The 12914-nt window shown below is 48.2% G+C and carries 8 protein-coding genes and 1 CRISPR repeat array; of the genes, 2 read left to right on the top strand and 6 right to left on the bottom strand.

Annotation, left to right across the window (positions count from 1 at the left end):
• Positions 1-139: 139 nt before the first annotated feature.
• Positions 140-3541: a CRISPR direct-repeat array (repeat unit 24 nt; unit sequence GAAACAATAGAGAAAAATTGAAAG).
• Between the two features lie 196 nt (positions 3542-3737).
• From QXH45_07275 to QXH45_07250, 6 genes are read right to left on the bottom strand one after another with little or no spacing between them, the layout of a single operon-like run.
• Positions 3738-5141: a TM1812 family CRISPR-associated protein gene (locus tag QXH45_07275; GenBank protein ID MEM2079041.1), complete on the bottom strand. Its 1404-nt coding sequence runs from the start codon at positions 5139-5141 to the stop codon at positions 3738-3740.
• Entirely contained in the window at positions 5138-8185 is a 3048-nt protein-coding gene (locus QXH45_07270; GenBank protein MEM2079040.1) for a hypothetical protein, read from the bottom strand. The genes QXH45_07275 and QXH45_07270 overlap by 4 nt, the downstream gene beginning before the upstream one ends.
• Complete coding sequence (csm5, locus tag QXH45_07265) at positions 8173-9360, bottom strand: type III-A CRISPR-associated RAMP protein Csm5 (protein MEM2079039.1); 1188 nt, start codon at positions 9358-9360, stop codon at positions 8173-8175. Before csm5 ends, QXH45_07270 begins: the two co-directional genes overlap by 13 nt.
• Positions 9357-10343 carry a hypothetical protein gene (locus tag QXH45_07260; GenBank protein ID MEM2079038.1) on the bottom strand — a complete coding sequence of 329 codons (987 nt, stop codon included), beginning with the start codon at positions 10341-10343 and terminating at the stop codon, positions 9357-9359. Before QXH45_07260 ends, csm5 begins: the two co-directional genes overlap by 4 nt.
• A gap of 7 nt (positions 10344-10350) precedes the next feature.
• Positions 10351-11307, bottom strand: coding sequence for a type III-A CRISPR-associated RAMP protein Csm3 (csm3, locus tag QXH45_07255; protein ID MEM2079037.1), 957 nt, complete (start codon positions 11305-11307; stop codon positions 10351-10353).
• Positions 11308-11313: 6 nt separating this feature from the next.
• The gene (locus tag QXH45_07250; protein MEM2079036.1) at positions 11314-11802 is read right to left on the bottom strand and encodes a hypothetical protein; all 489 of its coding nucleotides are present in this window, start codon (positions 11800-11802) and stop codon (positions 11314-11316) included.
• Positions 11803-12079: 277 nt separating this feature from the next.
• Between QXH45_07250 and QXH45_07245 the strand changes: the two genes are divergently transcribed.
• Together QXH45_07245 and QXH45_07240 are read left to right on the top strand one after the other, a co-directional pair.
• Positions 12080-12595 carry a hypothetical protein gene (locus tag QXH45_07245; protein MEM2079035.1) on the top strand — a complete coding sequence of 172 codons (516 nt, stop codon included), beginning with the start codon at positions 12080-12082 and terminating at the stop codon, positions 12593-12595.
• Between the two features lie 133 nt (positions 12596-12728).
• A partial coding sequence (locus QXH45_07240; GenBank protein MEM2079034.1) for a hypothetical protein occupies positions 12729-12914 on the top strand: 186 nt, incomplete at its 3' end.

The raw sequence follows: 12914 nt of genomic DNA, 5'->3' as shown, positions 1-12914 counted from the left end.
CCCGGGAAAACCCCCGGGTCCGCGCCGCGGACCCGGGTGATCAACCCCTCATCAACCCCATGGACCCGGGCCCACAGAGGAGGCAGGGGAAAGACTTAAATAGAGGAAAACAAAATAAACAAATCAAGAACCAAAAACAGAAACAATAGAGAAAAATTGAAAGCAAGGCCTCGCTGACCGCTGAGCCTGGCTTGGCGTTGAGCGAAACAATAGAGAAAAATTGAAAGTTTCACAAGGCAATCGTCCTGGTAGGCGAGGGGGCAAACGGAAACAATAGAGAAAAATTGAAAGACTTCGCTCGCAAGGAAATACTCTGTGTAGCTGTAGTACGTGTGAAACAATAGAGAAAAATTGAAAGCTCATTTGGGCCTGCTCATCCCAGTCCTCGTCACACCTATAGAAACAATAGAGAAAAATTGAAAGTAAAGCGAGTTCATCAATACTTTTGAAAAATTCCTAGTTACCTGAAACAATAGAGAAAAATTGAAAGTAAAGCGAGTTCATCAATACTTTTGAAAAATTCCTAGTTACCTGAAACAATAGAGAAAAATTGAAAGTTTTTAATAAAATAAAATATTTGGTGAGGTAAATGAGCGATATGAAACAATAGAGAAAAATTGAAAGATATTTCTCTACTATTATCCTGCAGTCACCGTCCAGACAGTTGAAACAATAGAGAAAAATTGAAAGCGAATATGTTGCTAACGCTTACACCACGTCCAATGAGACCATGAAACAATAGAGAAAAATTGAAAGCACATCTTCAACGCCCGCCTCAGTAAAACCGTTTCTCTCGAGAAACAATAGAGAAAAATTGAAAGTTAATACACGCACTAGCATGGTCGATATGAAGATCGTAGGGGAAACAATAGAGAAAAATTGAAAGTGGCATGCTCACATCACTTTTAGCGCACGCGGCCGCGGGCGATGAAACAATAGAGAAAAATTGAAAGGAGAATATAGCAGCCGAAGTCAAGGCAGCGTTCGCCAAGGGCCGCGAAACAATAGAGAAAAATTGAAAGCTGTAGAATACGACGACATAATACTGATTATTATACTGATAGAAACAATAGAGAAAAATTGAAAGCATTTTTGTTGAGCATCCCTCGAGGAGGTCTTTCTTCCTGAGAAACAATAGAGAAAAATTGAAAGTTAGCTGTACTTCTAGTAGTGGTAGCTATACTTGCAAGGTCAGGAAACAATAGAGAAAAATTGAAAGCAACAAATTCCAGTGGGCTTATAAAGAGGTATATCGACAGTAGGAAACAATAGAGAAAAATTGAAAGTTCTCCCTATCAACTTGCTTAAGCGTTAATGCAGTGGTCAGAAACAATAGAGAAAAATTGAAAGTCCTCAGCCCCGACAGCCCAGTGCTCTTAGCGTATTCGCGAAACAATAGAGAAAAATTGAAAGTTGTCGACTAACCTACCCTTCAGCCCCCTCCTCGAGGACTCGAAACAATAGAGAAAAATTGAAAGTCAGGAGCTGCCAAAAATAGCTCTCACTCTCTCTCTTTCCCGAAACAATAGAGAAAAATTGAAAGAGCAGTTTCTTTCATTGAATTGAGTTTTTCCAAAAAAACGCGAAACAATAGAGAAAAATTGAAAGGCTAAGCTTTGGACCATCAGTATTAACCGAGAAGACAAGCATGGAAACAATAGAGAAAAATTGAAAGTAAACTAGCTCAGATCTATTATCATTTGTCAAAATCGAAACAATAGAGAAAAATTGAAAGCTTAATAGTTTCCAATATTGAGACACGATCTTTTTCATATGAAACAATAGAGAAAAATTGAAAGCTTTGACTACCACGACAACGACTATATTATTGCGGGCATTAGAGAAACAATAGAGAAAAATTGAAAGTCAAACACTCGCAAAGATCTCAAAGATGCTAAACCTCAGCGAAACAATAGAGAAAAATTGAAAGACGACTAACGCGGTCTCAAGCATAGGGTCCGATGTAGGGAAACAATAGAGAAAAATTGAAAGAACGCCTTATCGACGCCTGTATCCTCTGATCGCTCATTAAGTGAAACAATAGAGAAAAATTGAAAGACTTCTATTTTGTTTTCTATTTTGTTCCCTGATTCCATATGAAACAATAGAGAAAAATTGAAAGACCATTATAGTCGTGTACGACTTGAAAACAGACATCGATAACGAAACAATAGAGAAAAATTGAAAGCGAATAGCGGCTTGAAGATGTGTGGCTTGTGAATCCAGAAACAATAGAGAAAAATTGAAAGCGTTTCTCGGCTTGATGAGCCGTGGAAAGTCCAGTTTCATGAAACAATAGAGAAAAATTGAAAGCGAATATCTGATCCTCGCCGACATAGACATAGTCGCTTCTGTGAAACAATAGAGAAAAATTGAAAGGTTCAACAACTGAGTCGTTAAACGGGCTTAAGGCGTTCAGCGAAACAATAGAGAAAAATTGAAAGCGCTCCAATGCAGGCTTACTACCGCTTACTCCTACGTCCTTGAAACAATAGAGAAAAATTGAAAGAGAACTGGTACAAGCGGATTTTGAAGTGAGATAGTCCAGAAACAATAGAGAAAAATTGAAAGGATACATGAAGAATAGCAGCGGCCGAGTCAGCCGCGAGATCGTGAAACAATAGAGAAAAATTGAAAGACCTGTCGCATGTAGCGAGAAAGCATAATGCTAAATTCAAGAAACAATAGAGAAAAATTGAAAGATATTTAATGCTTACCGTCAATTGTGTAACAATAGAAAGAGAAACAATAGAGAAAAATTGAAAGATCATTTCATCGTCTCTCATGTAAAACCTCGAGGTTTCATTGAAACAATAGAGAAAAATTGAAAGCGATAGTTAGTTTTTTCAAGCAACGCGTTGAGCATGAGCAGAAGGAAACAATAGAGAAAAATTGAAAGATACCTAAGATAGCCCATGTCCACGAGAAGCCTGTAGAGAAACAATAGAGAAAAATTGAAAGTAGTAGAGCGTCGTCTCTAGGCAAAAACTTGTTACTCGTGAAACAATAGAGAAAAATTGAAAGTCTTGGTTCAGAAGCCCTCTCAATAATTAATTATTATAAGAAACAATAGAGAAAAATTGAAAGTATTGCCCTGCCCTAACACTAGATCAACTATGTTTAACCCCGAAACAATAGAGAAAAATTGAAAGAAAAAAACAGCGGTTTTAAAATAAGTGTTAAACGTAAAGTGAAACAATAGAGAAAAATTGAAAGTGAGAAACGCTGTCATGTTTTCATCTTTGATATATCTCGCGAAACAATAGAGAAAAATTGAAAGAGCAAGTGGTGTTTCACGTTCAGCCCCTCGAGCGTTGAGAAGGAAACAATAGAGAAAAATTGAAAGTTCACATATAAAATAAAAGACACATATGTTCATGAACTGTCGAGAAACAATAGAGAAAAATTGAAAGTTGCAAACCTGACACCCAAGTCCTTAACGTTGTATGTTAAGAAACAATAGAGAAAAATTGAAAGCTTGTATTATCATTAGTCCTAGTCTATTTGTGACTATTGTGAAACAATAGAGAAAAATTGAAAGATAGGTTGTGTTGAGCAAGTGGTCGATTGGTCTAGCTTTGGATTGTGAGCGGTGTGGAGGTGGCGGAGGTAGAGTGAAGAGTTTTGCTAGGGCTAGACTGTGGATTGTATTGTCTTAAAAGTCGTTGGATAAAGTCAGTGTCGATCTAGTGGTTTGCACGGAGTATGTGATCATTGCTTTGGATATCGATGGGCTTTCAGGCTTTCATTAAGTCTTCTCCGATCTTATCCACCACTTTCTCAATGATGCTCCAGCACTCCGGCCTCACTCTGAGTTCAACGTAGCTCTGGGCTCTTACCTCTAGTAGCTCCTTGAGGAAGCCTGCGTGTGCAGTGAAGTTCCTCTTGATTCTATCGATGTCTTGACTACCGGGAGTGCCCGTGCACAAGGGTTCCTCCTCCTCACCCCTGACCCTTGCGTAAACCGTCCAGTAGCAGGGGATGTCGCCCCTCTTCCTCAGCCTCTCCAGCTCTCCGATCTCCTTATCCACCAGCACGCTTATCACCTCTGAACCCCTGAACAACTCCCTTCTCGCCCTCTTTACTTCTTCAAGAGTTACAGGTGGATGCTCGCGGACTGAAACCCTCCCAGCTCCGAGCATTATCGCGTGCGCATGCATGAGCAGTCGGAAACCATCTTGAAGCTTAGAGAACGAGGTCCGGCAGACACTGCCGTTGGACTCTACTCTCGCCTTCCTCCTCCAGCACTCCAACGCCCTGTCAGCCAGATCTAGAAACACATCAGCCCTGCGCAACCATCCTCCCGGAATACTCAACAGCTCCACCAGGGCGCCAACCCTGTACAGTGCCACAATCCTCAATAGAGACTGCTTAAGCTCCTCAAAATCCTTCTCAACAATGCAGCACGAGCGAGTATCCGTCAGCAGCTTTTTCACCGAGTTCTTAGAATACCTTAGGTACTTCGTGATCTCCCATGGAGGTATCTCAGCCCGCTGGAGGAGGTTGTGTTCAACCCTCATAACCGGTCCTTCCGGCTCAGGCCTACAAGGGTCCTCGGCCGACCTTCTTGGGAGTTCACTAGAAGAGAAAGGATCAGTGTTGAGCACTTTAATAGCGACCTCCCTTCCATGTGCTGCGAGCATCGAAGCCGCCTCGAAAACTGCTTCACGAACCAATATTGTGAAGTAGTTCACGCCATGCGTAGTGTCGAGCAGGATCTCGAGCCGGCGCGAATCATCCGCTTGTTTCAGCTTCTCAGTGACGTGCTTATAGGTGTAGTAGAGGGCTTCCAGCCTAGCGTCGTCCGGGGCTGCTCGGAACTCTGCCTCTATCCCACGAGCCCTCTTCTTCATGATTCCGGGCAACACTTCAATCCTGACGTCCAGCGAATCCTTAAAGCATAGATACTTGAACGCCTCCCTGCGCACGGCATCGACCATTGAGTCATACTTTAGACCGGGATCACAATTCTTATCGTACAGAGTGTCCAATACGAATATTATGACTAGATCGGGTCGAGCGCTGGGGGAAGAGGCTATGAGGGACAGGGGTGAAAAACCCTTCACACACAATTCTTCACTACAGTATTCGACAAACCGCCAGTTCCTCGGATCCCCCCAAGGGTGGATCGAAACCCTCAAGGGCTTGCCGACCCCTCCAGCCCCTCCCCCGTGTTAGCGACTCCCCTCGACCGCTCCTGCCCTAGCCTGATGGAGGTGAGCAATAGGTCGATCAAAGCTTTTGCCTCAACAATCCTCATGAGGCACTTCCTTACGTCTTCGCCGGGGACGTGGTGGAGATTTACGGCCTGATCAACCTCTTTTCCAAGTAGTGCACCGAGCTCTCGCAAAGCATCCTCACGCATAGCAGAAATGTAGGAGTACATCGTCTCGCGCCTTACCAATCGGTACAATCCACCACTTCCCCCGTCCCCCGAGCACAGTGCTCTCAGCTCGTCATCGTCCAGCGCGGCGATGGTGGACAGCATCTGAAGGTCTCTCTTGTAATCGCTGAGGCTTGATTTCTCAATTAGTTTAAGCACAGAATACACTCCTTCGAGAGTAGCTAAAGCCGTCAGGGGCTGGGGCCACCCCGCCTGTTCTCTCCGCGGGCTCATAACCCTAACCAGCTTGCAAGCATCGCTACACTCCAACACTCTGGGGCTGGCGAAAGGCTCTATGACCACGCCTCCACGCCCCTCGGATTTAACACTCCGCAACACTCTGACAACTCTGTCATAGAGCTCCAGTATTGGATAATCACCCGCCTCCACCACCACGGAGGATGAGAACGATAGTGGATACACTGCCCTAACCGCTGAATCGTACAAGTGGTAGAGGAATTTTATCACGTCGAGCCAGTGACCGTAGAACGCTACGTCGTCTCCGCCGGCGTAAAGCATGATGGGCCCCCTGCCAACCGTTCCCAGACTCTCTGCGTATTTGAGGCTGACTAGGTGGGTCTTAACGTTGAACAGGACAGTGAGCAGGTCTGAGAAGGAGATGAGCCTAGAGGGTGAGAAGCTGAGGAGCTTTTTAACCTCGCCCAGCTCATCCCCATCGATCTTAGCCATCCCTACTAGGGGATACTCGTCCAGATCCGCCAGAGCCATCACCGGCCTCTGACTACCGGGTTCTAGCCTACTGGTCACCGGGTGGTACGTCCCAGTGTAGAAAACGCCTAGGCTGACATCGACGTTCAGGTCTTTCAGTTCTTTAAGGGACTGTCGGAGACCCTCGGAGGACAAGGACTCGATGAATTCCGAACCGGTATTAATGATCCGGACGTCCACGCTGATTCTCAGACGGTTCTCGGCCTCGGCAATGGTGCTTAAACCGCCGCGGATGATCGATAATATCTTCCCAGCTAATCCGCCGAAGACCTCGACAATGTCCTTATCCACAACGTCCTTCGTGGACACTAGGATGTGGAGTGAGCCAAGCGTCGGCAATGGTACCAGTCCAACGAGTACTTTGTATTCCGAGTCCCCTATTTTCTCCGATAGTTCGTGAAGTAGTCGATGCCCTCCGAGCTTCCTCGCGACGCTCTCAACCAGCTTTACAATCAATTCTTCACGGGGTTTCAACGCGCCCTGAGAATCATCAAGCCCGTAGACGTAGACTGATATCAATGATATCATGTTACGGTTACATGTGCCCGCCACGAGGGAGAGGTGAGTTGCCTCGCTCACCATCTCTCCCTGCTCGAGCTTGAAGCCGGATATCCGGCCAGCGTAATCGTAGCTCCCTTGATCAACCCTGAGCCCGTATCGCCCCTCTCCTAGCTCAGCCTTGAAAACCGGCTCCTGCGTTATCGCGTCAAAGCCTGCGACTTCACTCTCACCGACGTTGAAGATCATCCTGGAGTTATCCATGCTCTTCCTTATGGCCAGGTCTTCCTCGAGGCTTTTAAGAACCCCAGGGAATCCTGCCCCATCTCCGCTGCTCGATAGAGCCGCTACGTAACTTGTGCTTACTGGACTGAACGGTCTAGAGCTGGCTATGGTGAACCATAAGCCCTTCAGCCTCTCGTATGTCCTCCTGATCACGTCCTCCAGAACCCGTCTTCCCTCATCCTCGAGGCATTTATGAGGCACGATGAGCATGAGGGACCCACCCTCGGACGTGAGAACGTTAGCGTTGGGCAGACCCTCACACATCTCCAGCAAGTAGTTCGCCAGGGAGGTTGACACTAGCTCGGCCAGCAGGCTACGTCCTCTTATCACCCTGGATGATGCCTTGGCCTTGACCGGGGCGGCTATGAAGTCTTGAATGCCTCTAGCATCGAGAAGAATCAGCCTAAGCTTGTCTGCACCCGTGGAGAGCGCCGCCGCGTACGCCGAGACCATTTTCGAGTGCGAGTAGAGGCTGATGTCGGGAATCAGTGATAAGTACACTGCTGAGGGAGTCAGCAGAAGCGAGTATTTTAGAACCTCTAGCATTGTGTTAATCAATCCTTTCGAAGCCTTTTCGAAGTCGTATACACCCATAAGCTTCCTCAGCGAATCCAATGTGTACTTAGCTATCGAGTAGTATGACGTCCGCTTCAAAGCCCCTTCATAGTCGTACGACGTAATATGTGAGAGCACTTCACTACTCAGAACTTGGGGAGGATACCACACCGGCTTCGACTTCAAATCCCCCAGGATGGTGATTAGTTCTCTTGAGACTTCCTCGGAGTCGCACTTTTTCAGCGAGTCTACGAGCCGCTTCATCGTGTCGCCTAAACCCCTCCAAGCATCCTCGGCTCTGAACGAGGACGTGGCGCAGGGTCCCAGGGATCTCTCGTACCCTGTGGGCAATAGCACCCATAGGGGGGAGAGCAGAGGGACCATGTGGTGCTTGTAGACGACCCCTAGATTGCTACTTAGTTCTGATTCCACCGGACCCCACGCTTTGACAAGCTCCGGGCAAGCATCCTCCAGCCCTCTCTCCATGGCAGCCATCTCGTCGGCCCTTGAAATAACATTCTCGTAATCCCTGTAGTGCTCCGGGTCGACCCCGAGGAGGTTCTTGAAAACAATCTCACGGGCCTCATCGTGGTTCTTAGCCTCCCCCAAGAGCTCGACAATCTCCTGGTCGAACCTCTCAAGGCCTTCTCTAGCCCTCATAAGATACCTGAGCAGGGGTTTACCTAGATCGTGGAGCAACCCGTACAGCGCGGCATCATAATTCACTCCAGGCATAACCTGCACCACCCAACCCCTACTAATTCATTTACACTATCAAGATTGACCAGCTTAACTGTGAGAGAATCCCATGGCCTCCTGAGTCTTTTCTCCATTTCGGACTTGATCGCATCGTACTTCTTATCATGATAGCGCTTTATCTCGGGCAACAGCGTCTTGGACTCGTGCCCGGTCATGAAGCCTATTCTCGCTGGAACACAGTGTCCAGCTTGATTTTTATTGCCCTCGCTGCACAACTCCTTTTTCAATTCTTCAAGTATTTTCAAATACTTCTCGAGAGACCACGGGTCTTTCATCCTGTTCAGTTCTTTCATCTTCTTCAGTTTCTCCAGTTCTATATCGATCAGTTCGCAACCCATCTCTCTCAAGGTCTCGAAGATCCAGTCTTTCGAATTAAATTTCTCGGACAAGCTGTTCATCTTCTCAACCGTTTCCTTGGGCAACTCGATGTTATTGCTGGTCTCGGGGAGCTTGAACGAGCGAATGCTCATCTCATACCTAAGCACACCCTGGTCGAAAGTCACAGCGTATAGGGAAGCCACTGGTTTTAAATTAGATGTTTTGAGAACAGTCAATTTTCTCACTGACGTCTGAAGACCCTCTATGCTGAGCGGGTCCGAGACGCTGATCATCATTAAGGCGTCCATGAAGCCTCCCTGCTTCTTCGTCCTCCGCGATCTCAAGAGCTGTGCCTCGATGTCCATCCCCATGTGCTTTGGGTTTCTCCATGGGTTAACTCTTTTCCCTATAATTTTGTGGGGTTCTCGATTGGATTTCAACAGCTTCTTGAGTACTGCAGTCCTGATGTAGCCTTTTAACTCGCTGCCTGGAACCAGGTTTTCATGCAGTAATCTGACGTTCGTCTGCGATCCTTGGATAGGAGTCCTCACGGGTATCTTTTTAGCCACTAACAAGCCTTCCTTGTAAAGCTGACGCAAGCGGTTAGCCAGTTCGTCCTTCCTGCCGAAGGTGCTCGCGAGCTCCTCGAGACTCTTCTCGGGCAGAGTCTTCATCGACTCCTCTAGATCGATAACGATGAAGTATTGCTCCTGGATCAGCGCGTCGACGCCGACTATGGCGTTCCGCCCGCTCCAAACATGTATCGGTGTCACAGGCTCCAACGTGATAGTGGTGGTTTTGAAGAGGTCTTGAAAAGCCTGGTTCGCGCTCAAGTACAACACCCGATCGCCACTGGATTGAAGACTAGGAGGGAGCTGTGGCTCGCCGTCTCAACCCTCCTAACAAGGTGCTTAAGGGGTGATTTAAAGTACAGGATGCTCCCTGCTCCGGCAATGCTGAGATAGGGCAGGATGTGAGTATCCTGCGTAGGGCCGGAGTATCCTGCCAGCAATCTGGTTATTACATAGCTCTTACTCAAGTCGACTAACGAGTCGTCAAGTAAGTAGGAGCCGAGCATTACGTTTGGTACAGCACACGGGTCCCCTCCGAAACGCTTAGTATCGAGGCCGGCCTCGCCCTTAACCACGAACTTGCCGAACCCTCGGCTCCTCAATCCGCCTACTCCTACAACGCCGAGAAGCCTTAGGAGGTCCTCTGCCCTTCTGAGCAAGTCACTGTTCGCGCTTTGAATCACCACCATCATGTCGCCCCTAGGTCTATACCCGCTGACCTTGAACAAGTCGGCGGAGCCCGTCACCCTGTCGACTCTGTTGAATACCGCTTCGAACCTTTCCAAGGGGCTCGACGCGAGAGGCTCTATATCCTCGTCGCACTCCTTCAGGACCCTGTTCTCGACGCATAGTTCAAAAGTGGTTGAGCTTGAAGCGAGCTTGAAGACAGCCTTTCCTCTCTCAACCCCTTCCAGTATCACGTGCCCTCCAAGGCTTGTCTTCCCGGCCAACGTGGATGTTGACCTCAGAGTCGCCCATTCAAGCCCTGCTTTCTTCGCTCCCATCTTGGATGGGATAGGGGGGAGAGGTATTAACGGCTCATGCTGTCCCTGCTTCCTTACTGCTGGGAGGATGGCTGAGACTCTGAGTTTCTCAACTAGCTCCTCCAAGCCCTGGGGCACTATCATGCTGCTGAGGGCTAGTAGGGATCTGTGAACGGTGAAGCCGTCTATGATGGGCTCCGGTCTGCGCCACCCTACGTGGTAAGGTGTTTTAAACTCTATGATTAGGGATTTGGTCAGCAATAATGAATCACCGGTTCTCATACAGGCTTTGCATCTTGTCCTTCAGATCGTCGAACTTGTTGCGCAGGTCCTTTAACCCATTGATACTGAGGCTACCCACCTCGGATATCAACCCACTTGACCCTTTTACTTCTGGACTCACCCTGAATACTCTGACTTCTTTACCAACGAACTCTATCCTTCCATAGCCCCTGGAGCCGCTCCCGCCCAGGTATGTCGCTTCAAGCAACTCTAGACCCGATAAGAAGGTGTTCAGGAAGGACCCTACCATATCCTTGTCGTGATCGAATAACAGCATTGTAACCGTGCCCTCGAAGACTACTCCTGGCTTCACTCTTACCACGTCTCGGGGATCGGCTGCAGCTGTCACCCTGTCTATCCTGTTCTCCGGCTTCTCTTCGAGAAAATCTGACACCGAGAGAGCTCTGGTTTTTTCCACATACTCGCTTGTGGGAAAGAAGTCGGAGAAGAGTAGCCTGGTGCCCGAGAGGAGCTGGAAGGCCTTGTACACCTCTTGCTCAGCGTCACCATCACTCATAGACTTATCACTCTTTAACCTCTCCACTACTTGTCTGAAGTTGGCTGAGGCCCAGCCGAATAGCTCACTTATCACGTTCCGGTCTCGCACATCTTTCATGAATTCATCAATGTTCTTCATGGCTGGGAGGCTTCTCGCGTACTGCCATATCTTCCCATCGGTAGTGTAGAGTGTCTGCTTGGTTGCAAGCTCTAGCAGGGATCTGACTCTTCCCTTTACACTGCTCCCCGGCACGTAGGGGACCTCGAGCTCAACATCACCGTACTTCTTTCTAGTCGTCATAGGGTACTTGTCGGCTCCGCCGATCTTGTAGGCTTGAGCCTGAACCGGCATCTGAATGAGTAGCCCGGTCTTAGTCTCAAACCATAGGTTGAACATCGCAAGCCCGACGAGTTGTCTCGAGAGCGTTTTCCAATTAGCTCCCACTCATGATCACCTCTTATAATGGTACTGGTATATTAAGACTGCATAAGCGTCGAGAAGTGTCCTAGCCCTTTGAAACATCTTTGCAGACTCGTCTTTTCCAATGGAGTTGATTAAGCTATTCAGGACAGCTTCCAGTATACTAGCCAGTTCGGGGCTGATTTGTTTTCTAGAAAGCTGATATTTGACGAGTATTAACCCCTTGGTAAGTCCTACGACTATTTCACCTCTACCAGCATCCCTCTTGCTCGGCGTCGATAATATCTCCATAGCCCTATCTAAGACGGCTGTTACATGTTCGTGTATCTTTCTGAAAGAGGTTCCCGTCGTATCACCTATAAGTGGTTCTGCTCTATTTTTATCTAGACTGAGTAATTTTCTGACTGCTTCCGAGAGCTTGCTGTCATCGGTCAGGGCTTCGGTTAGGTCTACGAATGGTTCGGTAGGAGGAGTATGGAATGGCTTATTGGGGGGCGAATAGGATTGCCCATGCTTCAAGGTTCCACCAATTTATTTGTTAATGGATTCAATATATATATTTTCGCTGCCGTCGCTGTTCCGGCTTAGTTTAACAACCGCGTTGATTGTATGTCTATACACTAGTCGAGTGTAAGAGAGTTGAGCGTTGCGTCTCGTGTCTTTCAGCGCCGCCGGGTTGGGGCATCCTCAACCATCTCCCTCGACCGAGAGGCCCGCTCGGACTGCTGGGCTTCGCCGGGGAGGCTGATGGACTAGTTATTAGGGATTTCGACTTTTTATTAGACTGGTGTTTGTTTTGCTGAGGTTCTCGCTCTTGGCGAGGCTGAGTGAGGGTTTAGTTTACGATTCTTCATGCTGGGTCTTTCCAGCAATTAGAGCGGGAGATTTCGTTGAGCTATGGGTTAGGTGTAGCGGGCTGCGCGAGGCCCTGGGCCTGCTTGAGGAGGCCTCCAGCCGTGGCTCCGTACTGGCTTTTGCTGGTCTAAGCGGCTGGGTCGGCAGGTTCCTCCCGGCCTCCGAGAGCGAGTTCGTCAGGATTGCCTCCAGCGACCGCATTGTGGACGCGGGCGTCGAGACAGTCTTCGAAGTCCTCGGCCCGGTTGACGCGGCACTAGCATTCCTGACAAGGGCTGCCGCCAAGCTTAGGATCAGCCCTAAGGAGTCGATGGTTGAAGCGCTCCTCTCAAGCCCCTTATACGTCTCAACCATCTTCGACAACGGATTGAGGTTGTTGAAACCGTTTCAAACACCTCCAAGACTGATCGCGAATCCCCGCCGTAAACGCCATGCACAAGCTGAAGCTCGAGAATGAAGTATTGAAAACTATCGAGAAAAGATCCTACTAGAAAACGGCAAAATCCAGTGAAAGAAACACCGTGATCAAAGACTTCCCTCGTTTCCCCGGGAAAACCGTTTTTCCACGACGCGATAAAAAGTGATCGCAATTGAACATGGATCACAACAGTGTTCAAACCCCTGCAACAATCAGGGAGAACCCCGTGAGGCAAAATCCCGGGGAGCCCCGGGAAAACCCCCGGGTCCGCGGCGCGGACCCGGGTGATCAACCCCTCATCAACCCCATGGACCCGGGCCCACAGAGGAGGCAGGGGAAAGACTTAAATAGAGGAAAA

It is taken from the genome of Thermosphaera sp., from assembly GCA_038827615.1.
In the GTDB taxonomy this organism is placed as follows: Archaea; Thermoproteota; Thermoprotei_A; order Sulfolobales; family Desulfurococcaceae; genus Thermosphaera.
Note: the sequence above shows the minus strand (reverse complement) of the source record. Positions and strands in the feature narration are given on the sequence as shown.

What these genes read in the sequence shown, in the direction of transcription:
- QXH45_07270 (MEM2079040.1), bottom strand. Translation starts at nt 8,185, where the DNA reads ATGCCTGGAGTGAATTATGATGCCGCGCTGTACGGGTTGCTCCACGAT.